This window comes from Hoskinsella mucinilytica (assembly GCF_045223415.1).
Taxonomy (GTDB): domain Bacteria; phylum Bacillota_I; class Bacilli_A; order Erysipelotrichales; family Erysipelotrichaceae; genus Hoskinsella; species Hoskinsella mucinilytica.
In genome coordinates this window covers 1-26,132 of sequence record NZ_JBEQZJ010000049.1, presented here as the reverse complement: position 1 = coordinate 26,132, position 26,132 = coordinate 1, and the positions used below count along the sequence as shown (strand labels likewise).

Sequence of the window (26,132 nt, the reverse complement as noted above, 5' to 3'; positions counted from 1 at the left end):
TTTGCTCATGCATGAAGCACTGCACCGGAGGAAACACACGCTTTGAAAAAGGAATCTTGAAACCCTTATCATTCCAGTTGATTTTTTGAATGGAAGCGGTTATAATGAAAGAGTGTGTGGTATAGACCATAGGAGGCAGAAAATGAAAAAAAGTGTTAAAATTGTGACGATCGGAGGAGGTTCCTCTTATACTCCTGAATTAGTAGAAGGATTCATCAAACGTTATGATGAATTACCGGTATCTGAATTATGGTTAGTAGATATTGAAGAAGGAAGAGAAAAGCTGGAAATCGTGGGCGCTTTGGCACAACGAATGGTAAAGAAAGCCGGATTACCAATGAAGGTAATCTTATCATACGATAGAAGAGAAGCATTGAAGGACGCAGATTTTGTAACTACGCAAATGCGTATCGGACGTTTACCGGCTCGTGTATTAGATGAGCGTATTCCATTATCTCATGGTATGATCGGTCAAGAGACCAATGGTGCCGGAGGTATGTTTAAAGCATTTCGTACCATCCCGGTCATCATGGATATCGTGAAAGACATGCAAGAATTGTGTCCGGATGCATGGATGATCAACTTTACCAATCCAGCAGGTATGGTAACGGAAGCAGTACTACGTTATACTGATTTTAAGAAAGTCATCGGTTTATGTAATGTTCCTGTGAATATGGTCGCAGGTATTGCGAAAATCATGGATGTGGAAGAACATCGAGTTACTATGGAACTTCAGGGTGTAAATCACCATATTTTTGCGACGGATGCTTTTGTGGATGGTGTCAGTGTGATTGATGAAGTAGTAGAGCGTTATGCGAATATTGATGCAGAAGATACCATTTCCATGAAAAACTTTGTTTCACTTCCTTATTCTCCAAGCTTTATACGAGGACTTCATGCAATTCCTTGTCCATATCATAATTATTATTTCTTTACAAAGGAACAATTGGAAGAGGAATTGGAACAGTTTAAAACAGGAACGGTACGTGGAGAGGTTGTCAGTAAGGTTGAGGAAGAACTATTCGAGATTTATAAAAACGAAGAACTTGCAGAGAAACCACAACAGCTTGCTCAACGTGGTGGTGCGAAATATAGTGATGCAGCTTGTAATTTGATTGCTTCAATTTATACAAATAAAGGTGATATCCAATATGTGGATGTTAGAAATAATGGTACCATTACCAATCTTCCTGCGGACAGTGCCGTAGAGGTTGCATGTTATATCACAGCAGATGGTCCAAAACCTATTGCGACAGGTGAATTAAAAACACAAATTAACGGTACGATTCAAACAATCAAAACTTTCGAACGTCTGGTTTGTGAAGCGGCAGTAACAGGAAATCGTGATTTAGCTGTAACAGCTTTGAATATGAATCCATTATGTCCAAGTGATACTTTAGCAAATATTGTAGTGGATGAATTATTAGAGGCGCATAAAGAATATTTGCCACAATTTTTTAAGAAATAAAAGGAATTGGAAAAGCACTTTTTAAGATTTTGATCAAGGATCGAATCAGAAGTGCTTTTTCTTATTTGAATGTTACCTATCTGTGTTATATAATATCAATATTGGAAAAAGGAGTGTAAGATCATGAATTATGATTTTGATCAATTGATAGAAAGGAAACATACAGGAAGCATCAAGTGGGATAAACCGTTTCCGATTGATGGAAATAAAAAGCCTTTGCCTCTTTGGGTTGCGGATATGGATTTTCCATGTAGTCAATCTATTCAACAGGCATTACAAGATAAAGTAAAGGAACAGATTTATGGCTATCATACAGGTTTTTCAAAGGAATATAAAGAAGCGGTGTGTGGATGGTTTCAAAAGCGATTTGATTGGACGATAGAACCTTCTTCTATTTTTTATGCAGGTGGGGTGGTTGCGGCCATTGCATATTTGATTGAAATTATGAGTGAAGAAGGCGATGGTATCGTGATATCTACACCTGTTTATTATCCATTCAAAGCAAAGATAGAAGCAACAAAGCGTAAGGTAGTTGAAAATCCTTTGATAGAAGAGGATGGAGCGTATCGTATGGATATCGAACATTTAGATACTTTGTTGGCTAGAGATGATGTAAAAGGAATGATTCTTTGTTCTCCACATAATCCTGTAGGACGTGTATGGCGAGAAGAAGAATTGATGGCAGTTGTCAATACAGCTAAAAAATATGGGAAATGGATCATTAGTGATGAGATTCATTGTGATTTGATCAAAGCAGGTTATCGACATATACCACTATGGAAGCTAGCAAAAGATTATGCCGATCACATCGTGACATGTACAGCTCCTAGTAAGAGCTTTAATTTAGCAGGTCTTCAAATCAGCAATATCATCATAACCAATTTGAAGTGGCAAAGAAAATGGAAAGAATTCGTAGGAGAGCGTTTATCCATTCAAGGTCCTAACAACTTTGCGGTTGCTGCATGCATTGCGGCTTATACAAAACAGGATAGTGAACTTTGGTTAGAGGAAGTAAATCGTTATGTTGATGCAAATGATGCGTTTGTGAGAGATTATTTGAAAAAACATTTGCCACATGCCATCCTTACTCAGCGGGAAGGTACTTATCTACTATGGGTAGATATGCGTTATTATTGTCAAAATGAAAAAGAACTGGAACAAAGAATGTGGAAGCAAGGCCTGATTTTGGATGAAGGCTATTTATTTGGAGAAGCCGGTAAGGGATATGAAAGGATCAATCTTGCATGTCCAAGATGTTTGATCGAAGAATGTGTAGAACGCTTATGCGAAGAATTTCAGGAAGGGAATTAAATTATGTTATATCTTGAATATTTGATTTTGGCCGTACTGGTCGTATATCTATCGGTACGATTGTCTTATTATGTGGATTGTTTGGATAAGAAAACAAATCTATCCGGAGCATTTATCGGGGGTGTGATGTTAGCTGCTGTTACATCATTACCGGAATTATTTACTTCTTTAACGGCTGTATTGGCACTGGACCAACCGGATCTTGTACAAGGAAATGTATTAGGAAGCAATATCTTTAATTTATGTGTGATCGGTGGTCTTTTACTATTTACGGCAAATCGTTATCAACATGCGAATTTATCTAAATCACATAAGTATACCTTGATTTTTGGTATCGTGATGTATGTTATGGTCTTATTTGCAATATTAAAACCAATCGAAATCGGAGCAGGATTCTTTAAGGTAAATATCATGTCGATCGCTATCTTGATCGTTTATCTCATCAATGTCAAATCAATGGGAGATGATGATACTGGTACAACAGAAGATGATGAAATTTATATATCCTTAAGTGTGAAACAAATAGCGATTCGCTTTGCTCTATTTAGTATTGCACTTGTTATCGTCAGTATTTTATTAACACAGGTAACTGATCGACTGGCAGATGAATTGCAACTAGGAGCTACGGTAGCGGGAGCAATCTTCCTTGGCATCGCAACCAGCCTTCCAGAATTAAGCGCATCTGTGAATTTGGTTCGTATGGGTAATTTTAATGCCTCATTTGGCAACATTGTTGGTAGTAACTTATTTAATTTTATCATTCTGTGCTTTGCGGATGTCTTATATATCAAAGGTGGAATTTATGTCAATGAGCCACAGGTCTTGAATTTGTTGTTGTTTGGTATTTTCTCAATGTTCTGTGCACTTGGACTACTTTATTTCAAAAAGAAAAAGCCTTTGGTAAGGATCTGTGGTGTATTGATCCTATTATCCTATGTAGTAAGTATTGTGTTAAGTATGTAAGTACGTCCTGTTACGTACTTTTTTCTTGCATAAATTTTCTAAATCCTTTACGCTAAGTATATCCTTGTTAAGGAGGTCAGCTCATGTTATCTATTGGTGAATTTTCAAAAATATGTAAGGTTTCTACCAAAACGCTTCGTTATTATGAAAAAATAGGGTTGTTATACCCGGCAAAGATCAATGCATCCAGTGGTTATCGTTACTATACCATTGATCAAATGAAACAGATGCTATTGATCGATCGTTTAAAAGGATACGCATTTTCTTTGGATGAAATCAAGCAGTTGCTTATACATTCCAATGGTTCCCAAGATTGTTTTATCAACGCAATGCAACACAAGAAAAAAGAATTACAAGAAAAAAGCGATCGCTTACTTTTAACCATGGACCAGATGGAACAGGATATCACTTCTATGAAACAAGGAAAATCGATGTTATCATACTTAGAAGATATCGAAGTAGAACTTGTGGAAGTAGAAACAATGTATGTATTATCAGATCGAAGAAGAATGACAAAACAGGATTGTGATCAAGGATACGGCGCTATTATTTATGCTTTATATGAAAAAAGTCAAGTACTTCATTTGAGTGTGATAAAACCTCCGATCACCATTTATCATAGCACCTATGAAAAAGATGGATACGATATGGAGTTTTTATTGCCGGTAAAAGAGTACGCAACAGGGACAAAAGATTTTTCACCAGGACTTTGTTTGAAATCTAAGTTATATGGATCCTATGATCAAATCACATCCATATACGCAAGACAGCGAGAGTGGATGGAAGTGGAAGGGTATACATATGTGGATGCACCTTTTGATGTCTATGTCACAGATCCAACACAAGTGGAAGAAAAGGATTTTATAACTGAAATATATTCTCCGGTTAAGAAGCGATAGAAACATAAATGTTAAGAATCGGTTAAGGATACATAAAAGCATTGTGAAGATGGAATGCTTCCTGTATAATGCAATCAATTATTCATATGATATGGATGGAGGTATGATGATGAAGGATTGGTTTATGACTTTGATCAAAGGTCTTTTTGTGGGAAGCACGATGCTGGTACCGGGTGTAAGCGGTGGTAGCATGGCAATGATATTGGGAATCTATGATCGATTGATCACTGCGGTCAGTTCCTTTCGCAAAGATACTAAGAAGCATATTCTTTTCTTACTTCTTTTTAGTCTTGGAGGTTTGATGGGAATGGTGCTGTTTGCGAATCCTATCCTAACGGCAATCGCATTATGGACTCGGCCAATGCTTTATTTTTTTATTGGAATTGTTTTGGGAGGCGTTCCTTTGATATTGAAAAAAGCGAATGTTCATCGATTCCATTTTAACGTTATTTTCTTGCCTTTTCTTGGTGTATTGACTGTTTTCTTACTAACAAAGCTTCAAAGTTTTAACTTTCAACAAGACCAACAAAGCCTTGTACAGATCTTATGGTTGATCATTGCCGGGTTTGTAAGCGCCATAGCACTTGTTTTACCTGGCATTAGCGTGTCTTATATGTTATTGCTTCTGGGAATGTATGATACGACCATGCATGCCATATCCGAATGTTATTTACCCTTTTTGATTCCGCTTGGTATCGGATTGATGCTTGGTATCATTTCAACGACAAAATTGTTGGAAATGCTGATGAAACGCTATACACAAGCTACCTACTTGGTGATTTTTGGTTTTGTCATAGGTTCTGTATTTGAAATTCTACCCGGATTGCCTTTGAAAGGGGAATGGATCCTTTGTATGTTTAGCTTATGTGCAGGAATATTGTTGATTTCTATCCTCTTACGATTTGATAAGGAAGAATGCTGAAAATGCATTCTTTTTTTTGATTTATGTTGACAGAATAGAAAATCATGGTATACTGTTTATAAATTGAACACTGTTTAATTTATAAACATAGGAGTGATGTTATGCGGATCAAAGATGAAGAACAGATAGAAAAAAGAAGATATGAAATCCTTGAAGAAGCAAAAAAATTGATGATAGAACAAGGGCTAGAAACCCTGTCTATGAGAAAATTGGCAGATCGTATTCATATGACGCCGGGTATTTTATATCATTATTTTGCTAATAAGGAAGCTTTGATGAAGGCAATCGTATCAGATGGTTACCAAGATATCTTGGCGATTCTAAGACAAACAAATACGCAAGGGTTAACACTGGATGAAACGATCTATGCAATGTTTTACGCCTATATCAAAGGAATGCTGGAAAGACAGGAGCTATATTCCATCTTAATGAATGCAAAATATCCTTCCATAGCTGCGCAAACGCAGATGTTGAAAGAAGGACTTTCTCAAGAAAGATCAAGTATACAAATGCTTTGCGGGCAAATTGAAGAAGGAAAGCGTCAAGGAATCTATATTTGTGAGAATGTAGAGCGAAGAGCACAATGTATTTGGTGTGGTGTATATGGTCTGATCGATCGAATCATCAAAGAACAAGTAAAAGGAAAACAACAAGAAAGGTTGATCCAAGAGCAATTAAAGATGCTGATCGGATCGTTGAGGTATGTAAAATGAATGTTTTGATACGATATTATTCCAAACATGGGAGTGCTAAACAAATCGCAGAGCGATTCGCAGATCAATGGCATGCAGATGTGAAATCTATCGATGAAACAGCTCAAGATGATGCATATGAAAAAATTCTATGCGTTTGTGCGGTGTATATGGGAGGTATGAATAAAGCAATGGTGCAATATATAAAAAACTCCTCGCATCCTAATATGGCGTTATGTCTTGTAGGATTAAATAAGGATGATGCCTACAAAACGGCGCAGGATCATTTAAATGAGGCTACGAAAAAATTAAGCATGATCATAGGTGTCGGTGGTGTCTTGAATTTTCCTGAAATGGGATTTTTTGAGCAAAAGATCATTGCGATGGTAAATAAAGAGAAGAAGTTATTAGAGAAAATTGATAAAAAGAAGGTGTACGAGCTTTGGGATGAAACCAACATCCAACAGATCATTGATTGGGGTAAGGTATGAAAAAGCTTCTATTAGGATTATGTGTTGTAATCGTGCTTTTGATCGGCTTTATGTTTTCCAAAATGAAAGAAACACAAGAGATGAGTGATGCATTAACATTTCAAAGCGTTGATCTATCAAAGATCGAAGACGGTAACTATATGGGGACATGTCAAACGGGGTTAGTCAAGGTGGTTGTTTCCGTTCAAGTGAAGGATGGGAGGCTACGATCCATAGATCTGATGACACATGAGCATGGGTTGGGAAAAGAAGCAGAAAAAATCACAGAACAGATGCTTCAACAAAATCGTATCGATGTAGATGAGATCAGTGGTGCTACCATCAGCTCACGTGCAATAAGAAAAGCATGTGAAGCGGCATTAAGTTTTGATCAAGGATAAATCAAGATTTCAGGAAAAGAAATCTATGGGTTTTTCCTTTTTTTTATCCCTGAAAAATGGTATCATAATGGAAGTGGAAATGAGGAATCTTATGGAACTGAAATTAGTGGATTTAGTAAAAAGGATGGAACAGGATCATCCTGATCTTCAATATTTTGAAGATGGGTCTTTTGTGATGAAACCTGTGTATTATAAAAATTCCCACCGTATTCATATGGAGTTGTCGTTAAAACAAGTCTTACCATTTGATGTGTGGAATGTTTTTTGTATGCGTTTGGCAAAGATCACACGTTGTCAGGTAGAGGTCAAAATAAGTGCAACCGATACCCAAAGTACCTTGGTAAACGTGAGTGACTATATTCGTTATTATGTAGAACGATATCCTGCTTTACGTATTTTTGCGGATAGTTTGCCCTCTTTAGAGGATCACTATCTTATTTATCATATCGCAGATGAGTTAGAACGTGATAAGGCGATTCAAAATAAACATTTGGTACAAGATTTTTTATCTGATGTTGGATTAAAGTTAGAAATACATGTAGAGGAAATGGTGTTGAATCAAAGCATACCTACCATAAAGGTGAAGGAAGAAGCACCTCGTCCGGTTCAAACTTTTGAGGAAAAAAAGAATTACAATTTTAAACCAAAAGGAAAAAAAGGATTAGATATGTATGTGCCTTTTTCAATACATGACATTAATGAAGAATGCCATGATATCAAAATCAAAGGCAAGATCTTTGAAACAGAAGTACGAACCTTGCGTAATGGAAAAGATATCATGACGCTATGGATTGCGGATAGTGATGATGCAATCATCATGAAGCGTTTTGAACGAGGAGCTGTTACCAAAGAGGTTCTAAATGAAATCAAGGTTGGGGATAGTGTCATTGCTTATGGTAATGTCGAGTATGACATGTATAGTCGTGAACTTGTATTTATGCCTCATGTGATTGAAAAGATCCAAGAGGTCAAACGAGTAGATGAAGCAGAAGAAAAACGTGTAGAGTTGCATGTACATACAAAGCTATCCGAAATGGATGGTGTTTGTGATATCACGGAATACATTAAAACAGCAAATGAGTGGGGAATGGATGCAATTGCATTAACCGACCATCGTGTCGTTCAGGCATTCCCAACAGCACAAACCTGTGTGGATGGCATTAATAAGGGAAGAGACCCTGAGCATCCTATGAAGATCTTATATGGCGTAGAAATGAATATGGTGGATCCCATCCTTCGTATCGTAAGAAATGCAGATGATACCAAGTTGGAGGAAGGCGAATACTGTGTCTATGACCTTGAGACCACCGGGCTATCTCCACGTTTTGATCACATCATTGAATTTGGTGCGCAAATTGTAAAAAATCGAGAATGTGTACGTTCCTTACAGATGTTTATCAAGCCACCGGTTCCATTGAGTGCATTTACTACAGAGCTTACCAGTATTAGCGAAGAACATGTGCGAAATGCCAAATCTTTCGAAGAGTGTGTAGATGAAATACTGGACTTTATCGGTGATCGTATCTTGGTAGCACACAATGCGACCTTTGACTATGGTTTCTTGAATGAAGCATTGAAACGAATCGGTAGAAAGCCATTGATGAATCCGGTCGTAGATACCTTGGATTTGGCAAGAACCATGTATGATCGAAAGGCCTATCGTTTAGGAAACTTAGCTAGACAATTCGGCATTGCTTACGAAGAAGGTGGAGGAGCCCACCGTGCGGATTATGATGCGAATGTTTTGGCTCAAGTTTTTATGCATATGTTGAATGAATTAAAGCATATTCCTACGTTAAAAGATCTTCAGGATATGCAAGATATCCAATGTTTCAACAAGGTGCGTGATAAGCATGTTACGATCCTTGTGAAAAACATGGCGGGAATGAAAGAATTATTTGAATTGATCACCCTATCCCATACAGAATATTTAAGCTATAATCACAAAAGCAGTGCTAATATCGTTGCGGAACCAAGAATCATTCGTAAAGAAATCGAAAAACGGCGAGTAAATGGGAATTTATTGATCGGTTCTAGTTGTGTCAATGGAGAGGTTTTTGACATGGCGAGAACGGGAAGTGAAGATGATTTGAGGCGAGTTATGCAGTTTTATGACTATATTGAACTTCAACCATTGGCCAATTATCGATTCTTGATCGATCAAAATTCGATCGAAAGCGAAGAGCGTCTAAAAGAAGTCATCATGGCTATCGTAGATATGGCAGATCAATTAGGGAAAACCATAGTCGCTACCAGTGATGCCCATTATGTGCATCCTGAAGAAAAAATGACAAGAGATATTTATATCAATTCCCAGGCTATTGGAGGAGGACGTCATCCTTTATATTTATACAACCAGGAAAAGCGTAGAAGATTCAAAGGACCGGATCAGCATCTAAGAACGACACAAGAGATGTTAGATGAATTTGAATGGCTGGGAAGACAATGTGCGCAGGATATTGTCATAAAAAATACAAGAGCCATTGCCGATCAAATTGCGATATTAAGACCGGTAAAGGATGCCTTATACCCACCTGATATCGAAGGCTCAGATCAAAAGCTTCGTGAAATATGTTTTGAAAATGCGCATAAGAAATATGGACCGATCTTACCGGAAATTGTGGAAAAACGTCTGGTAAGAGAACTAGATAGTATCATCGGCGCAGGTTATTATGTGGTTTACTATATCTCACATCTTTTGGTGAAAAAATCATTGAATGATGGCTACTTGGTAGGTAGTCGAGGTTCCGTAGGTTCCAGCTTTGTAGCGACCATGTCGGAAATCACGGAGGTAAATCCCTTGTCCCCTCACTATGTGTGTCCGAAATGTCATTATGTAAATTTCTTTACGGATGGTAGTGTATTAAATGGATATGACTTACCGGATATGGAATGTCCGAATTGTGGAGAAATCATTCGTGGTGATGGACATGATATCCCCTTTGAAACCTTCCTTGGGTTTGAAGGAGATAAGGTACCCGATATTGACTTGAACTTTTCCGGAGACTATCAACCCAATGCCCATGCTTACACCAAAGAGGTATTTGGAGAAAGTCATGTTTATCGTGCAGGCACCATTGGTACTGTCGCAACGCAAACAGCATTCGGATATGTGAAGGGTTATGAAGAGGAAATGGGAATAGAAGGTAGTATGCGAAATGCACAAGTACTTCGATTGGCAAAGGGATGTGAAGGTGTCAAACGTACTACAGGACAGCATCCGGGTGGTATTGTCGTGGTTCCTTTGGATATGGATGTTCATGATTTTACACCTGTGCAATATCCCGCTAACAATCCATTTGCGGAATGGAAAACAACTCATTTTGATTTCCATCAGATTCATGATAATATTTTGAAATTTGATATTTTGGGGCATGTGGATCCGACAGCAATGAAGATGTTAGAGCGTATGAGTGGAATTGATGTACGTACGATACCGATGAATGATCCTGAAACAATGAGCTTATTTTCAAGTGTGGAAGCACTACATTGTGATACCAGTCGTTATGATGAAGTCACCGGAGCTGCAGGATTGCCAGAATTTGGTACACCTTTTGTAAGGGGAATTTTGGAATTAACAAGACCTACTACCTTTGATGAACTTTTAAAGATTTCAGGTTTGAGTCATGGAACCGATGTATGGTTGGGCAATGCGAAGGATTTGATCGATAACGGAATTTGTACATTGAAGAGCGTGATTGGATGTCGAGATGACATCATGGTTTATTTGCTTCATAAGGGATTGAAACCAAAGCTTGCCTTTACGATCATGGAATCAGTTCGTAAAGGTAAGGGATTAAAAGAGGAATGGTTGCCGGATATGAAGGCCAATGGTGTAGAAGATTGGTATATCGATTCTTGTAGAAAGATCAAATATATGTTTCCTAAGGCGCATGCGGTTGCTTATGTCATGATGGCAATTCGTATTGCCTGGTTCAAGGTTCATCAGCCACTGTATTATTACTGTATGTTCTTTTCTATTCGTTGTGATGCTTATGATATCGAAACCATGATCAAGGGAGAAAATGCGATTCGACAGAGAATGGCAGATATCAATGATATGATGAAAAATAATGAGACAAAACGAGATGTAACAAAGAAAGATAAGGATACTTATAATACATTGGAACTTGCTTTGGAGATGGTATTAAGAGGGTATTATTTTGAGAATATCAATCTGATGACATCTACCTCAAAAGAATTCATTGTAGATCCACAAGATCCAAAACGAATCATTCCTCCATTTACCAGCATTGATGGGTTGGGAGAAAGTGTTGCGGATACCGTAGTAGAAGCAAGAAAGAATGGACCATTCCTTTCCAAAGAAGATTTAGGGCGTCGTACTTCTTTGAGCGGAACGCTCATCAAAAAGCTAGAATCTATGGGAGTATTGGATGGACTTCAAGATGAAAATCAGATGTCATTGTTTTGATCGATAGCAAAATCGAGTGAAAGTTGAAAGGATCATGATAAGAAAGAGGGATGTTATGAAAACAAAAAGGGGTTCGACCATGCATGTTTTGAATACTGCAGACCATTTTAAATATATGTTGATCCTAGAGGGGATCGCAACAGGTCTGATTGCAGGCTTGATTGCAGTGGTCTATCGCATTCTTTTAGGCTATGCAGAAGAGGGAATCACCTGGGTGACGACGATGATCCAAAAGAATCTATGGTATCTTGTCGGATGGTTTGTTGTTTTGATCATCATAGGCTTTATGGTAGCATGGTTATTAAAAGTGGAACCATTGATCTCTGGAAGCGGTATTCCTCAAGTAGAAGGGGAAATGATGTCGTTCATCGATCAGAAATGGTATCGAGTGTTATTGGCGAAGATCACAGGCGGTCTATTATGTGCTTGCGGTGGTTTATCACTTGGAAGAGAGGGACCAAGTATCCAATTAGGTGCCATGGCAGGAAAGGGGATCTCCAAAATTTTTCATAAGGTAAAAATGGAGGAGCGCTTATTGTTGACATGTGGGGCAGCAGCGGGTTTATCAGCGGCGTTTAATGCTCCGCTTGCTGGTGTGATGTTTGCATTAGAAGAAATTCATAAAAACTTCAGTGTATCGGTGTTGATCAGTGTGATGTGTGCTTCGGTTACCGGGGATTTTATTTCAAGGAATGTCTTCGGTTTATCGCCTGCCTTTCATTTTGTAGTAGAGGAAACCTTACCATTGTCTTATTATGGCATGATCTTATTGCTTGGTATGTTATGTGGATTGGGTGGTGTGCTTTATAATAAGGCAACTATGAAAGTACAAGCGTTGTTTAGAAAATGGAATCTTTCAGGATATGGTGTGATGATACCGCTATTGATAGCCGGATGTTTGGCATATTGTTTACCAGAGGTATTGGGGAGTGGACATCGCATGATCGAGATGCTGAGTGAAGGACATAACTTTGTAATCGAAACTTTGTTATTGCTTCTGGTATGTAAGTTTGCTTTTTCCTTGATTAGTTTTGGTTCTGGGGCACCTGGTGGTATCTTTTTTCCATTGCTGGTATTAGGAAGCTTTGTAGGAGCGATTTTTGGAAGCATCGCAATTCAGATGTTTGGTTTTCCAGAACGATTTCTTACCAATTTCATCATTATGGCGATGGCAGGAGCTTTTGCGGCAATTGTACGAGCACCGATTACCGGTATCATATTGATTGCGGAAATGTCAGGAACACTAACTCATTTACTACCACTTGCCATTGTTTCTTTGGTTGCATATCTATGTGCTTCCTTGTTGCGTTGTGAGCCGATATATGAAAGCTTATTGCATCGCTTGTTGATAAAAAACGGCGTAAATCCAGATGCTTTCGGTGGAGAAAAACATATCGTACAATGTGTGGTTCAACTAGGTTCTCCTATTTGTGATCAAGCAATCAAAGATGTAAAATGGCCCAATAAATGTTTGATCATCAGTATTGAACGACAAGGCAAGGAAATCATACCAAAAGGTAGTACAATGCTCCATACAGGAGATACCTTAATAGCACTATTAAATGACGATGATGCACCATATATTCAACATGAGTTGGAAAAGTGTTGTACACAATCATGGGAATGAAGCGAGAACTTTATCAGGTTCTCGCTTTTTTTGAGAGAAAAGCGAAAAAGAAAGGGAAAATTGGTAAAAAATGTTAATTGAAAAAATTTGCATTTTTTCTATACAAAGATAATGAAAAGAGGTATAATGGTGGTGATTAGTAGCAGAAAGTGGTAGAAAGTGGAGGTGAATCGCATGTTCATGGGTGAGTACGCACACAATATTGATAAGAAGGGGCGTATCATCATTCCTGCAAAGTTTCGTGAGGAACTAGGTGAGCATGTGATCGTGACACGTGGATTAGATGGTTGTCTAGCTGTGTATACCAAGGAACAATGGGAAAAGATTTATGAACAGCTCATGCAATTACCTTCTACCAAGAAAGATGCTCGTATGTTCGTCCGTATGATGACGAGCAAAGCTGCTGAATGTGATATTGACAATCAGGGAAGGATCTTACTTCCCGCATCCCTCATCAAGATCGCATCCATTCAAAAGGAATGCTGTATCATCGGTGCCGCAAACCATGTAGAAATCTGGGCAAAAGAAGCCTGGGAACCTGTAGAAGAAGAAGGAAGCGATTCTTTTGAAGAAATCGCTGAAAACCTTACGGAGTTTTTGATGTAATGAAACACTACAGTGTGTTATTGATGGAAAGCATTGAGGGATTACATATTCAATCTGATGGTATTTATGTGGATGGTACGCTAGGACGAGGCGGCCATAGTTCAGAAATACTGAAAAGAATACCGAATGGGCATTTATACGCTTTTGATCGTGATGAAAGTGCCATAGCGGAATCAAGAGAACGTTTATCAAAGATTGGGGATAACTTTACACTTATTCACAACCGTTTTTCACAATTGAAAAAAGAATTGACGAAATATGGTATCACCTCTATTTCAGGGATGGTATTAGATTTAGGTGTATCCAGTCCACAATTTGATGAAGCACAACGAGGATTTAGTTATCGTTTCGATGCTCCTTTGGATATGCGTATGGATCAATCACAAGAAATCAGTGCTTGGACAATCGTAAATACATGGGATTATCATGAATTGGTTCGCATTTTCTATCAATATGGAGAAGAATCCTTTTCCAAACAAATCGCAAGAAAAATAGAACAAGCAAGAGCGGTAAAACCAATCGATACGACCTTTGAATTGGTAGATGTAATTAAATCAGCATTACCTAGCAAAGTGTTAAATAAAAAAGGACATCCGGCGAAAAAGGTGTTTCAAGCAATTCGTATTGCGGTCAACGATGAGTTAAGAGAATTACAAATCGTATTAGAAGATGCTTTGGATCTGTTGATGCCAAACGGAAGATTAGCAGTCATCAGCTTTCAATCATTAGAGGATCGTATTGTGAAAGAAACTTTTGCCTCAAGAAGCAAGGGACCACAAATTGATAAAAGAATTCCACTTCTTCCAAGTGAGATTGAGGAAGCGCCATATCGATTGGTCAATCGAAAACCGATCATCGCAAGCGAAGAAGAATTAGAAGAAAATAATAGAAGCCATAGTGCGAAATTAAGAATAATAGAAAGAGTCAGGTAGGGTGAACAAGAAATGGCAAAAGCAAAAATCGTGAAAAGAAAAAGAAAATTAAGAATTGAAGGTTTGGCAACTTTAATGTTTACAGTAGCAATACTGGTCTTTTTAGGTGCAAAATATGGTCTTCAAAGCTATAACTACAGCTTATCTGTACAAAAGACCAAGCTGGAACAAAATCAAAAGGAATTAGAAGAAAAAGTAGCAGATTTGGAAACGACTGTGACCAATTTACAAAGTAGAGAAAATATCATGAAGGTCGCAGAGAAAGAAAATCTGAAAACGAACCAAGATAATGTAACTGTCATCGACGGAAACAAAGAATGATGTTGATAAGCAAGGTGTGGTATAAGTGAATCCAAGAAGAAGCAAGCGTACATTATTATCTATGGCTATCATCATGGGACTTGTGACATTCATCCTTGTGTCCAATGTCCTTTTTACTGTGGTTACACATACGCATTTAAGAAGTGGTCAAGATATCATTGCTTATAAAGAAACGTATGGGAATGAAACAAAAACTTCAACCGTAACGGCAAGCAGAGGAACCATCTATGATCGCAATGGCGAAATCATTGCGACAGATGAAAATACTTATACGTTGATTGCCTATTTAGATGAAAGCAGAAAAGGAATCGGTGATGTTCCTGCTTATGTAACGGATATCGATCATACGGCAAAACTTTTAAGTGAAAAACTTGGTATGGAAGAAAGTGATGTCAAGAATAAGTTGAGTGATGCGAAAGCGGCAGGGAAATATCAAACAGAGTTGGGAACCAAAGGAAAAAAACTCAGCCCTACCGTTAAGGAGAGCATTGAAGCACTTGATCTTCCTGGGATAGAATTTACCATGACAGTGGAACGTAAATATCCAAATAGTTATTTTGCGAGTAGTTTGATCGGATATGCACAATATGATGAAGAACAAAAGAAGATTTTGGGTAAAATGGGCTTGGAAGGCACTATGAATGAACAGCTTACCGGTAGCGATGGAGAAGTTGTCAGTAAAATTGATAAGAATGGCAATACGTTACCAGGAACCAGTTACACAAATAAATATAAGCAAGATGGGAATGATGTGGTTTTAACCATTGATCAAAATGCGCAACTTGCTTTGGAAAATTTAATGCAGAAAACGATGAAGTTTCCTGGCAAGGTCACAAAAGGATGGGCGCTTGCAGTAGAAGTTAAAACAGGGAAGATCTTAGGATGGACCAGTTATCCTTCCTTTGATTTAAATACACGTAATGACTTGGAAAACTATGCGGATTATAATACATCCATTTATGAACCGGGATCCGTTATGAAAGGATTTACCTATTCGGCAACTTTAGATAGTGGGAAATATCCATATAATAAAGACTATACCGCAAATGTGTTTTATTTTTCTGAAACACAAGATGGAAAAATCATACGTGTGAGTTCTCAAAGTGAAGCTATCACTAGCCCGATCAAAGATGCGGAAGGGAAAACCCATGGCGTACTTTCTTTTGATAAAGGTTTTGCAATTTCCAGTAATATTGCGATTTGTGAATTATTGACCAATTATATTACACCGGATATCTATCGTAATTATTTGGATAAGTTTGGCTTTTTAAAAAGCGTAGATATTCCGTTTATAGAAAATCCAACAGGAAATATTAATTTTAATTATGCTGCAGAAAAATTATCTACCGGCTTTGGACAAAGTATCAATGTAACGGCGCTTCAAATGGTACAAGGATATACTGCCATTTTAAATGATGGAAAAATGATGCGACCATATGTTGTTGATCGTATTGAGGATAGTAATTCTCATAAGGTGATCGAACAATATGAACCACAGCAAGTAGGAACACCGATTTCCAAAGAAACCAGTCAGTATATGAAAAAACTAATGAAACAGGTAGTGGATGAAGGTACAGGTACGGTATTTAAAATGGATGATGTCGATGTCATTGCGAAAACTGGTACCGGTGAGATTTCATCTTCTAAAGGCTATGTTGGTGGTAGATGGACCATCTCTGTCATGGCAGCGGCGCCTGCAGATGATCCTCAAGTCATGGTATACTATGCATTTGAAGGCGGCGATTATACCAATTTCAGCCGTGAATATTTTAAAGATGCAATGCGTGAAATTTTAACTGCTCAAGGTATTACCGGAGCTTCTTCAAATGCCAACAGTGAAAAGAAAACGAATCACTATGAAGAATATACCATGCCATCTTTAGTTAATCATTCTTTGGATTATGCAGAGAATAAATTAAAGAGCATGAGTGTAGATAAAGTGATCATCGGTAATGGTACCAGTGTCATCTCTCAATATCCCGCATCTGAGGAAGCAATCATCAGTGGTCAAAATATTTTCTTATTAACGGATGGTACCAAAATTACCATGCCGGATATGAGTGGATGGACCATGAAAGATGTGACAGCCTTCTGGAAATTAACCGGGATTCAAATTCAGATGGAAGGTAGTGGAGCTGTCTACCAACAAAGCGTGAAAAAAGGACAAGCTATCAATGCAGATAGCGAGATTACAGTAAAACTAAAATAATGTAAATGTCTAATATTGAAATGGAATCAATCAAATAAAGACAACGAATTGAGTATTGTGGTAAAGCGGTCATAGAAGCTAGTTCACCGATAATCACACAATCGTTTGCTATCGAAGATAAATAGTATGATGAAAGTTGCGGCATTCGTTCCTTTATATGTATGCATAGATTGAATTTTGAATGATGTATGTTTTTAGGTATCTGACTTATGATAGACCAAGATATCATTGATGGATGATTCATTGTGATTAGACATTCGGATTTCATTTTGGAAGAGCGATGAGTCAATATATCAGAAAGGGGTATTCTGTATTATGAATATCTCTTTTTTGTATCATTTGAACCACATTACATAAGCATGTTCTGCTTTTTTCTTGTTGGTCATACACTGATTATGAGGTGTATAACATGCTACGAGGTAAAGTGAAAAAAAGAATCACGGTCATTTTTCTATGTACGATCATGATTTTTGGCTGTATTTTAGGAAAACTTGGATATGAACAGATTTTTCATCATGAAGATATTATGGAAAAGGCTCTCTCCTTATGGGAACGTGATTTTACCGTTGCCGGACTTCGTGGTTCTATTTTGGATAAAAATGGGAAAGTGCTGGCTCATGATATCCCTAGTACAAGCGTTATGGTTGTACCAGCTCAAATCAAAGATGCTGATCAAACAGCAGAAAAGCTTAGCGAAGTGCTGGAAGCTGATAAAGCAAAGATCAAAGAAACCATATCTAAGCATGTATCTACGCAAAAGATTCAACCGGAAGGACGATTGATCAGTGATGATAAAGCTAGAAAATTAGAAGAAATGGATCTTGATGGAGTCTATCTGGTACAAGATAGTTTACGTAATTATCCCAATAACAATTATCTGGCTCAAGTTTTGGGGTTTACCGGAATCGATAACCAAGGGCTTGCGGGATTAGAACTACAATATGATGAAATTTTAACAGCGAAAAGTGGTGCACTTCATATACCTTTTGACGCAAAGGGACATAATGTAGAACTATACCAGGAAAATTATGAAGCACCAGGAAGAGGTATGAATGTCAAATTGACCATTGACTCTAACATACAGGATATCCTTGAACGAGAAATTAACAATCTAGTAAAAAAATACAGTCCGAAAAGTGCCTTGGCTTTGGCAATGGATCCTAATACCGGGGAAGTGTTGGCTATGGTGAGTAAGCCTGATTTTGATCCTAATCATTATCAAGACTATTCCAGTGATGTTTATAATCGTAACTTGCCGATCTGGATGAGCTATGAGCCTGGTTCAACATTTAAATCAGTGACCTTTGCCTCTGCACTGGAATTAAACCTGTTTGATATGTTTAAAGATACGTATATGGATCATGGTTATGAGATGGTAGGCGGTGCAAGGATCAAGTCTTGGAAAGCAGGAGGTCATGGTCTACAAACTTTCCTACAAGTATTAGAAAATTCCTCCAATCCGGGCTTTGTGGAAATTTCGAGAAGAATGGGATTGGATAATGAATTTGAATATGTGAAAAAGTTTGGCTTCGGAGAAAAAACAGGAATCGATCTTCCGGGAGAAAGTTCAGGAATCATGTTTAAAAAAGAAGCAATGGGAGAAGTAGAACAGGCAACCGTGGCTTTTGGACAGGGATTGAGTGTCACACCAATTCAGTTGGTAACAGCATTTTCGGCTATCGTCAATGGCGGTACCTTATATAAGCCCTATATCACAAAAAGCGTAAATGATCCTATCAGTGATGAAGTTATCATGGAACAGAAACCGACCGTAAACAGAAAAGTAATATCAGAGGATACAAGTAAAAAGATGCGCTATGCTTTGGAAAGTGTGGTTGCCAATGGTGGAGGTAAGCCTGCCTATATGGAAGGCTATAAAATCGGAGGAAAAACAGGAACAGCACAGAAAGCAGAAAATGGGGTTTACTCTAGTTCGAATTATGTCTTATCTTTTTTGAGTGCAGCACCAATCGATGATCCCAAAATCGTATTATATATTGCGGCTGATAGTCCGAAAAATGATGTGTTATATGGAGGAACGGTCATAGCGCCAATTGCAAAGGCTTGTTACGAGGATATTTTACCATATCTTGGTGTGGAGAAGGTTGATGATCAAATACCGAAGAAACTGGTATGGCCGGAAACCGAAAATGTAAAGGTCAAGGACTTTGTAGGAAAAAAGAAAAAAGAGGTACAACAGGAAGGTATTACGTTCACGTTCATAGGAGAAGGAGATACTGTTATGGAACAAATGCCTGAAGCAGGGACGACCTTAGGTGAACAAGGGGAGGTATGGATCTATCTTGGCAACGACTCAGTTAAATAAACTTTTTCATCTACTTCATATTGAATGTGAAGATACTCGTATCATTCAAGGAATCAGTGATGATACTAGGTGGCTTAAAAAAGATTGGATTTATGTATGTTGGAACGTAACCAATCTACAACAAACACAATTCATCAAAGAGGCTTTGCGAATAGGTGCAGTTGTGTTATGCGAAAAAAAAGTTGAGATGCCCAATGTGTATACTGTAAAAAGTATAGAAGCGATTTCACAAGTTTTAATAGAATTATATTATGGTAATCTTTGCGAGCATCTGACTGTCATTGGGATAACCGGGACCAATGGAAAGACAAGTGTTGCTGCTTATCTTGAGCAGGTCATGAATCTTTGTGGAAAAAGAATGATGCGTATCGGTACCAAAGAGGTACGATATCTCGATCAAAAGCAAACCATTGCCAATACGACTCCAGAACGGTTTCTTTTGGCACATTTGTTTCATCTTGCACAAAGTCTATCATTAGATGGGATCGTGATGGAAGTCAGTTCTCATGCCATAGATGCCAACCGCATTTGTTTTATTCAATTTGATATTATTATCTATACTAATATTACACAAGATCATCTAGATTACCATATAACCAAAACGCATTATCGATTCACTAAGTTTAAGCTACGTCGCTATTTAAAAGAAAATGGCATCATCATTTACAACAAGGATCTCAAAGAAATGCGAGAATTGCCTATGCTTTATCAGGGACCTTGCTTGACCATAGGTTGTAAAGATGCACATTTATTGATTCATGATATTGCATTGTCTGATCATGATAGTTCTTTTTCTATTGAACAGCAAATGTTTCATGTTTCCTTATTAGGAATGATCAATGTATATAATATGACAAGCGTCATTGCGGCCGCAAGAAGGCTTTCTATCCCACTTGAACAATTGAAAACGGTGTGTGAAAAGGTCAAAGGAGTCGCAGGCAGGATGGAAGTGATAGAAGGTTTTGGTTATCATATTTGGATCGATTTTGCCCATACACCGGATGCCTTATTTCAATTACTTGAATTTGCGAAACAAGTAGCAACAGGAAGGGTGATCACTATTGTCGGTTGTGGAGGGGATCGAGACCAGAAAAAACGTGCGATCATGGGGGATATCGTTGCTTATTATAGCGATATAGCGATATTTACAGCTGATAATCCCAGAGGTGAAGCAGTCCATCATATTTTGAGTGATATGATCACATTTCCAAAACCACATGTGGAAATATTTGAAAATCGCTACTTTGCGATAAAACATGCTGTTAAATATGCACAAAATAGTGATATAATAATAATCGCTGGAAAAGGAAGTGAAACATCACAGATCGTAAATGGTCATAGCTATCCCTTTTCTGATAGAGATATCGTATATAAACGATTATGTGAGGAGGAAAACCATTGGAAATAAATTATATACTTGCGTTCGGGTGTTCTTTGATCGTCACACTTTTGGTGATGCCAAAGCTGATCCCGTTCCTACATAAGATCAAATTCGGACAGGTGGAACGAGAAGAAGGCTTGGCAAGTCATAAAGCAAAAGGTGGTACGCCAACGATGGGTGGTATGGTGTTTGTACTGGTTCCGATTATCGTGACATTGATCTTAAACCCTAAGGCATTTACTTCTATGAATATGTTGATCGTTGTATTTGCCTATTTAGGATACGCATTGATTGGTTTTATTGATGATTTTTTGATCGTTGTTAAGAAAAATAATGATGGACTAAAGCCAGGTATGAAATTTTTCATGCAATCGGTTTTGGCAGTTATTTTTTACTTTCTATATGTACAAGTCGCAGAAACAACGATACAAATACCTGTAGTTCATATGACACTACAATTAGGATTTTTATATTTTGTTTTGATTTTCTTTATGTTTACATGTGAAAGCAATGCCGTGAATCTGACTGATGGATTAGATGGTTTATCTGCTGGAACTTCACTTGTGGCAATTGCGCCTTTTATCGTATTTGCTTTATTACAGAAAAATACGGATCTAGCGATTTTCTTATTGGCGGTTTGTGGTTCCTTGATCGGTTATCTGAAATTCAATTTACATCCTGCGAAGATTTTTATGGGAGATACCGGATCATTGGCATTAGGTGGCCTTTTGGCCGCAACTGCTATGATTTTAAAAGAAGAATTATTGCTAATCATCATTGGCGGTGTCTTCGTTATGGAACTATTATCTGTTGTAATTCAGGTAACTAGCTATAAGTTGACAAAAAAACGTGTATTCAAAATGGCACCTATCCACCATCATTTTGAAATGTGTGGAATGAAAGAAACTCAGGTAGTATTGATGTTTTGGAGCATTGGCTTTCTTTGTGCGGCAGTTGGTTTATGGTTAGGAGTGATCTGATATGAAACAACAGGTTTTGGTAATCGGTGCGGCGAAAAGTGGTGTAGCAGTCAGTAAGCTATTACATCGTCATGGGTATGAGGTAACGATCACAGATATGTCTGTAATCAAAGAAAAAGAAGCATTAAAAGCGATGGGAATACATGTAGAAGAACAAGGCCACCCTGAGACCTTAAAACATGATGGTTGGGCTTTTGTGGTTAAAAACCCCGGCATCAAATATACTGTCCCATTTGTGAAATATTTTGTGGACCATAAGATAAAAATACTAACAGAAGTAGAAATTGGATATCGCTATGCCAAACGTTTTCGATATGGTGCAGTTACCGGGACCAATGGAAAAACAACCATTACGACCATGCTTTATGAAATGCTGAAGCATAATGGAAAAGCAATTGTCGCCGGTAATATCGGTTGGCCCTTAAGTGAATTAGCATATGAATATGAAACGGAAGAAAAAGATGTTGCATTAGAATTGAGTAATTTCCAGTTACTCGGTATTGAAAAATTTGAACCAAGCGTGAGCGTGGTTTGTAATCTAGCACCAGATCATTTGGATTATATGCCAAGTGTAGATGCTTACTATGCTTCCAAGATGAAAATTTATGAAAATTGCCAAAAAGATGATTGGTTTCTACGTAATGTAGATGATGCTACGGTCATGGAATATGCCAAAGATATCCCATGTACGGTCATAGATTTTTCCTTGACAAGAACAGATGTGGATCTATATCGTAAAGATGGTGCAGTATACTTGCACGATACCTTACTATTTGAAGAAACGATGTTTCCTATCGTAGGTGACTATAATTTAAGCAATGCGATGGTAGCGAGCTGTATGGCATATAAGCTCGGTGTCAGCATTCCAGATATTCAAGCGACCATTCGCTCATTTGAACCGGTAGAACATCGCTTGGAATTTGTAGGAGAAGCAGATGGTGTCAAATTTTATAACGATAGTAAAGCAACCAACACCCATGCAGTAACTGCGGCACTATCTTCTTTTGAAAAAAATATCATCTTGTTGGCAGGCGGACATGATAAAGGAATTAGCTTTGATGATTTAAAACGATATGATGAAAGAATCAAATGCTGTATTTCTTTTGGTGAAACCAAACATAAATTCCAGGATATCTTTACTCATGTAATCGAAAAAGAAGATATGAAACAAGCGCTTGAAGAAGCAATCAAACTTGCATGCGCAGGGGATACGATCTTATTATCACCAGCCTGCAGTAGCTATGACCAATTCCCGAATTATGAGGTAAGAGGGAAGTACTTTAAAGAAATCGTACATGATTATTTAGATAATTGTAAGTAAATTGTTAGAAAAACAGGATTGTACTTTTTATAGTTTTGGGATAAAATGGTATAGAAATCAGAAAAGGAGTCTGTTATGTTCGAAATTATTAAAGCTATATTATATGGAATCGTTGAAGGTGTGACAGAGTGGTTGCCAGTCAGTTCCACTGGGCATATGATTCTATTTGAAGAAGTTCTGCCAATGAAGGTTTCTGAAGAATTCTGGAATGTATTTCTGGTTGTGATTCAGCTAGGGGCAATCCTTGCAGTTGTCTTACTATACTGGCACAAGATCTTCCCTTTGAATTTAAAAAATAAAAATCGACCATTGATTCGTTATGACATTATGAATTTATGGGGTAAAATTCTTGTCGCATGTGTTCCGGCCGCTGTTGTAGGAATTCTATTGGATGATTGGTTGGATGAACATCTTTATAATTCTATTGTTGTTGCAATTATGCTGATTTTGGTGGGTATTGCCTTTATCATTATAGAGAATGGTAATAAGAATAAACGAGCAAGAGTTACAACATTGCAAGAATTAAGCTACAAAGATGCAATAATTATTGGAATCTTCCAATTGATTGCAGCTATTTTTCCGGGAACTAGTAGAAGTGGAGCGACCATCATTGGTGGTTTGATGATCGGTGTCAGTCGTACGATCGCTGCGGAATTCACTTTTTTCCTCGCAATTCCGGTTATGTTTGGCGCAAGTTTATTGAAAATGGTGAAATTCGGATTGGCGTTTAGTGGAATGGAAATCGGTATTTTAGTAACCGGTATGGTAGTTGCTTTTGTTGTTTCTATTCTGGTTATTCGTTTCTTGATGAGTTACATTAAAAAACATGACTTTAAATTATTCGGATGGTATCGTATCGTTTTAGGTATTATCGTACTTGCATGTTTATATTTTAAAGTGATTTAATAAAAAACTTTCCGATGAAGGAAAGTTTTTTTTAGAAGATATCTAAGCCGATTTTCTTTTTGACCTTGTTTACTTTTTTTCTGGCGATGAAGCGTGCTTTTTCATCACCCTCTTTGATTACTTTTTCTATTAATCCACTGCTTGTGATCTCTTTGTATTTCGCTTGAAGGTTGCTTAAAAAATCAAATACAGCTTGCCCGACTTCTTTTTTAAAGTCGCCATAGCCTTTTCCTTCATAACGTATAACGATATCTTCTATTGATTCTCCATTTAAACTTGATAAAATGGTCAGAAGGTTGGAAATACCCGGTTGCTGTTGTGGATCATATTGAACAATTCCAATAGAATCCGTGACAGCTGACATGATTTTTTTACGAGCAACAGCTGGCTCATCTAAAAGATCGATGGTTCCTTTTGGATTGGTCTCTGATTTACTCATTTTTTTCGTTGGTTCTTGAAGTGAAAAAATTTTAGCGCCTAGTTTTTCTACAAGCGGTGTAGGAACCACAAAGGTATCACCATAACGATGGTTGAAACGTTCCGCTAAATTTCTTGTTAATTCTACATGTTGTTTTTGATCAACACCTACCGGAACATAATCAGCATCATATAATAAAATATCCGCTGCCATCAAAGAAGGATAGGTAAACAATCCAGCTGTAATGCCTGTTTCTCCTTTTGCAGTTTTGTCTTTATATTGGGTCATTCGTTGAAGCTCGCCCATATAAGAGTTACAAGTCATGATCCATCCCAACTCTGCATGTTCGTGAACATCGCTCTGTAAAAAGATGGTGACTTTTTCTGGATCTAGACCACAAGCAATGTATAAAGCAATTAAATCTTTGGTGTTTCTTTTTAATTCTGCTTTTTCTTGTGGAACCGTTATGGCATGCATGTTTGCGATGAAGATATACATCTCATAATCATTTTGGTAATTCACAAAATTGCGGATAGCTCCGATATAATTTCCTAGAGTCAATCTGCCTGTTGGCTTAATGCCACTTAACATTCGTTTCATCATATTCCTCCTTATAAATAAAAAAAGCACCAACGAAGGGACGCTTTTGTCTGACGTGGTACCACCCAACTTACTTTCTAAATGAAAGTCACTTCCCGATAACGGTGGGGACACCGATCATACTATGATCCACTCCTAAGGCCCAATTCAAATCGTTCCCTTGTACTGATTTTCACCATACATCAGCTCTCTTTGCCATAGAGGAAGATTCTACTTATCCAAACTCATCGTGGTTTCCTTTATTATCATACTATTTCATTTTTCAGTTGACAAGTAATTTCTATGTAAATTCTAGGAATTTCAAAAAAAATACTTCCTTTAGCCGAAACTATCCTATATAATATACATAGAAATTAAAGGAGGTTCAGATATGATCATATTATATACATCTCCGGGTTGTGCTAGCTGTAGAAAAGCAAAACAATGGCTGAAGGACAATGATATGAAATTCATTGAGAAGAATATTTTTACAACATTATTAAAAGAGGAAGAAATAAAATACCTATTACAACGTTCTGAAAATGGAACCGAGGATCTGATTAGTACAAGGTCCAAAGCTTTTCAGGAATTAAATCGAGATTTAGATGAATTTTCTATGAAAGAACTGGTAGACTTGATACAAAAGAATCCAAGTATCTTAAAAAGACCGATCATGATAAGTGAGAAAAGCTTCGTGGTAGGTTATGATGATGATGAGATAACAGCACTTGTTCCACCTCAGTTACGAATTGCGGCAGAAAAGGCATGTAATCCATCTTGTGCGAACTATCCGATTTGTGGAAAGGTACGAGAAAGAGCAGAAAATGCGGCTAGATAAGCCGCTTTTTTATATATATAGCTCTTGTAAGTGTTTTCATAGCAAAAAAGTTGAAAAAATCGAGAAAAAGATTTAAAAAAGCGTTGACAGGAAGAAGTATGTTTGGTATTATATACGAGCGCTGAACGAG

The 26,132-nt window shown here is 37.6% G+C and carries 21 protein-coding genes and 1 other annotated feature; of the genes, 20 read left to right on the top strand and 1 reads right to left on the bottom strand.

Features of this window, described 5'->3' with window-relative positions:
- Positions 1-142: 142 nt before the first annotated feature.
- The 19 genes from UGRO018_RS15250 (at position 143) to UGRO018_RS15160 (ending at position 24,167) form a co-directional block, all read left to right on the top strand.
- The gene (locus UGRO018_RS15250; RefSeq protein WP_416327362.1) at positions 143-1,468 is read left to right on the top strand and encodes a 6-phospho-beta-glucosidase; all 1,326 of its coding nucleotides are present in this window, start codon (positions 143-145) and stop codon (positions 1,466-1,468) included.
- 123 nt (positions 1,469-1,591) lie between these two features.
- On the top strand, positions 1,592-2,779 hold the full coding sequence (locus UGRO018_RS15245) for a MalY/PatB family protein (RefSeq protein WP_416327361.1): 1,188 nt from the start codon (positions 1,592-1,594) through the stop codon (positions 2,777-2,779).
- Between the two features lie 3 nt (positions 2,780-2,782).
- Positions 2,783-3,742: a sodium:calcium antiporter gene (locus UGRO018_RS15240; protein WP_416327360.1), complete on the top strand. Its 960-nt coding sequence runs from the start codon at positions 2,783-2,785 to the stop codon at positions 3,740-3,742.
- An 83-nt stretch (positions 3,743-3,825) separates the two neighbouring features.
- A complete protein-coding gene (locus tag UGRO018_RS15235; RefSeq protein ID WP_416327359.1) occupies positions 3,826-4,641 on the top strand; it encodes a MerR family transcriptional regulator in 816 nt (271 codons plus the stop codon).
- A 109-nt stretch (positions 4,642-4,750) separates the two neighbouring features.
- Positions 4,751-5,563, top strand: a complete 813-nt coding sequence (locus UGRO018_RS15230; RefSeq protein ID WP_416327358.1) for a DUF368 domain-containing protein — start codon at positions 4,751-4,753, stop codon at positions 5,561-5,563.
- A gap of 101 nt (positions 5,564-5,664) precedes the next feature.
- On the top strand, positions 5,665-6,276 hold the full coding sequence (locus tag UGRO018_RS15225) for a TetR/AcrR family transcriptional regulator (RefSeq protein ID WP_416327357.1): 612 nt from the start codon (positions 5,665-5,667) through the stop codon (positions 6,274-6,276).
- Complete coding sequence (locus tag UGRO018_RS15220; protein ID WP_416327356.1) at positions 6,273-6,746, top strand: flavodoxin domain-containing protein; 474 nt, start codon at positions 6,273-6,275, stop codon at positions 6,744-6,746. The genes UGRO018_RS15225 and UGRO018_RS15220 overlap by 4 nt, the downstream gene beginning before the upstream one ends.
- Positions 6,743-7,126: an FMN-binding protein gene (locus UGRO018_RS15215; RefSeq protein WP_416327355.1), complete on the top strand. Its 384-nt coding sequence runs from the start codon at positions 6,743-6,745 to the stop codon at positions 7,124-7,126. The genes UGRO018_RS15220 and UGRO018_RS15215 overlap by 4 nt, the downstream gene beginning before the upstream one ends.
- A gap of 91 nt (positions 7,127-7,217) precedes the next feature.
- Positions 7,218-11,558 (top strand): PolC-type DNA polymerase III, encoded by a 4,341-nt coding sequence (locus UGRO018_RS15210; RefSeq protein ID WP_416327354.1) that lies wholly within the window; start codon positions 7,218-7,220, stop codon positions 11,556-11,558.
- A gap of 55 nt (positions 11,559-11,613) precedes the next feature.
- Positions 11,614-13,185, top strand: a complete 1,572-nt coding sequence (locus UGRO018_RS15205; RefSeq protein ID WP_416327353.1) for a ClC family H(+)/Cl(-) exchange transporter — start codon at positions 11,614-11,616, stop codon at positions 13,183-13,185.
- A 174-nt stretch (positions 13,186-13,359) separates the two neighbouring features.
- On the top strand, positions 13,360-13,791 hold the full coding sequence (gene mraZ, locus UGRO018_RS15200) for a division/cell wall cluster transcriptional repressor MraZ (RefSeq protein WP_416327352.1): 432 nt from the start codon (positions 13,360-13,362) through the stop codon (positions 13,789-13,791).
- On the top strand, positions 13,791-14,723 hold the full coding sequence (rsmH, locus tag UGRO018_RS15195; protein WP_416327351.1) for a 16S rRNA (cytosine(1402)-N(4))-methyltransferase RsmH: 933 nt from the start codon (positions 13,791-13,793) through the stop codon (positions 14,721-14,723). Before mraZ ends, rsmH begins: the two co-directional genes overlap by 1 nt.
- Positions 14,724-14,735: 12 nt before the next feature.
- Positions 14,736-15,044, top strand: a complete 309-nt coding sequence (locus UGRO018_RS15190) for a cell division protein FtsL (protein WP_416327350.1) — start codon at positions 14,736-14,738, stop codon at positions 15,042-15,044.
- A 25-nt stretch (positions 15,045-15,069) separates the two neighbouring features.
- Positions 15,070-17,253: a penicillin-binding protein gene (locus tag UGRO018_RS15185; protein WP_416327349.1), complete on the top strand. Its 2,184-nt coding sequence runs from the start codon at positions 15,070-15,072 to the stop codon at positions 17,251-17,253.
- Between the two features lie 409 nt (positions 17,254-17,662).
- Entirely contained in the window at positions 17,663-19,579 is a 1,917-nt protein-coding gene (locus UGRO018_RS15180; protein ID WP_416327348.1) for a penicillin-binding transpeptidase domain-containing protein, read from the top strand.
- Positions 19,557-20,987, top strand: a complete 1,431-nt coding sequence (locus UGRO018_RS15175) for a UDP-N-acetylmuramoyl-L-alanyl-D-glutamate--2,6-diaminopimelate ligase (protein WP_416327347.1) — start codon at positions 19,557-19,559, stop codon at positions 20,985-20,987. Before UGRO018_RS15180 ends, UGRO018_RS15175 begins: the two co-directional genes overlap by 23 nt.
- Positions 20,978-21,940, top strand: a complete 963-nt coding sequence (mraY, locus tag UGRO018_RS15170; RefSeq protein WP_416327346.1) for a phospho-N-acetylmuramoyl-pentapeptide-transferase — start codon at positions 20,978-20,980, stop codon at positions 21,938-21,940. The genes UGRO018_RS15175 and mraY overlap by 10 nt, the downstream gene beginning before the upstream one ends.
- Position 21,941: 1 nt before the next feature.
- Positions 21,942-23,261, top strand: coding sequence for a UDP-N-acetylmuramoyl-L-alanine--D-glutamate ligase (gene murD, locus UGRO018_RS15165; RefSeq protein ID WP_416327345.1), 1,320 nt, complete (start codon positions 21,942-21,944; stop codon positions 23,259-23,261).
- 75 nt (positions 23,262-23,336) lie between these two features.
- On the top strand, positions 23,337-24,167 hold the full coding sequence (locus UGRO018_RS15160; RefSeq protein ID WP_416327344.1) for an undecaprenyl-diphosphate phosphatase: 831 nt from the start codon (positions 23,337-23,339) through the stop codon (positions 24,165-24,167).
- A gap of 31 nt (positions 24,168-24,198) precedes the next feature.
- Here UGRO018_RS15160 and trpS read toward each other — a convergent pair whose 3' ends face one another.
- Positions 24,199-25,185 (bottom strand): tryptophan--tRNA ligase, encoded by a 987-nt coding sequence (gene trpS, locus UGRO018_RS15155; RefSeq protein ID WP_416327343.1) that lies wholly within the window; start codon positions 25,183-25,185, stop codon positions 24,199-24,201.
- 33 nt (positions 25,186-25,218) lie between these two features.
- Positions 25,219-25,422, bottom strand: a binding site (T-box leader).
- Between the two features lie 133 nt (positions 25,423-25,555).
- On the opposite strand from trpS, the gene UGRO018_RS15150 reads away from it, so the two are divergent.
- A complete protein-coding gene (locus UGRO018_RS15150) occupies positions 25,556-26,002 on the top strand; it encodes a Spx/MgsR family RNA polymerase-binding regulatory protein (RefSeq protein ID WP_416327342.1) in 447 nt (148 codons plus the stop codon).
- The last annotated feature ends 130 nt before the right edge of the window (positions 26,003-26,132 follow it).

Coding starts and splice junctions, on each gene's coding strand:
- UGRO018_RS15210 (WP_416327354.1), top strand. CDS start 7,218: ATGGAACTGAAATTAGTGGATTTAGTAAAAAGGATGGAACAGGATCAT.
- mraZ (WP_416327352.1), top strand. CDS start 13,360: ATGTTCATGGGTGAGTACGCACACAATATTGATAAGAAGGGGCGTATC.
- murD (WP_416327345.1), top strand. CDS start 21,942: ATGAAACAACAGGTTTTGGTAATCGGTGCGGCGAAAAGTGGTGTAGCA.
- UGRO018_RS15220 (WP_416327356.1), top strand. CDS start 6,273: ATGAATGTTTTGATACGATATTATTCCAAACATGGGAGTGCTAAACAA.
- UGRO018_RS15240 (WP_416327360.1), top strand. CDS start 2,783: ATGTTATATCTTGAATATTTGATTTTGGCCGTACTGGTCGTATATCTA.
- UGRO018_RS15190 (WP_416327350.1), top strand. CDS start 14,736: ATGGCAAAAGCAAAAATCGTGAAAAGAAAAAGAAAATTAAGAATTGAA.
- UGRO018_RS15150 (WP_416327342.1), top strand. CDS start 25,556: ATGATCATATTATATACATCTCCGGGTTGTGCTAGCTGTAGAAAAGCA.
- UGRO018_RS15180 (WP_416327348.1), top strand. CDS start 17,663: ATGCTACGAGGTAAAGTGAAAAAAAGAATCACGGTCATTTTTCTATGT.
- UGRO018_RS15225 (WP_416327357.1), top strand. CDS start 5,665: ATGCGGATCAAAGATGAAGAACAGATAGAAAAAAGAAGATATGAAATC.
- UGRO018_RS15235 (WP_416327359.1), top strand. CDS start 3,826: ATGTTATCTATTGGTGAATTTTCAAAAATATGTAAGGTTTCTACCAAA.
- UGRO018_RS15230 (WP_416327358.1), top strand. CDS start 4,751: ATGAAGGATTGGTTTATGACTTTGATCAAAGGTCTTTTTGTGGGAAGC.
- trpS (WP_416327343.1), bottom strand. CDS start 25,185: ATGAAACGAATGTTAAGTGGCATTAAGCCAACAGGCAGATTGACTCTA.
- UGRO018_RS15205 (WP_416327353.1), top strand. CDS start 11,614: ATGAAAACAAAAAGGGGTTCGACCATGCATGTTTTGAATACTGCAGAC.
- rsmH (WP_416327351.1), top strand. CDS start 13,791: ATGAAACACTACAGTGTGTTATTGATGGAAAGCATTGAGGGATTACAT.
- UGRO018_RS15250 (WP_416327362.1), top strand. CDS start 143: ATGAAAAAAAGTGTTAAAATTGTGACGATCGGAGGAGGTTCCTCTTAT.
- UGRO018_RS15160 (WP_416327344.1), top strand. CDS start 23,337: ATGTTCGAAATTATTAAAGCTATATTATATGGAATCGTTGAAGGTGTG.
- UGRO018_RS15245 (WP_416327361.1), top strand. CDS start 1,592: ATGAATTATGATTTTGATCAATTGATAGAAAGGAAACATACAGGAAGC.
- UGRO018_RS15215 (WP_416327355.1), top strand. CDS start 6,743: ATGAAAAAGCTTCTATTAGGATTATGTGTTGTAATCGTGCTTTTGATC.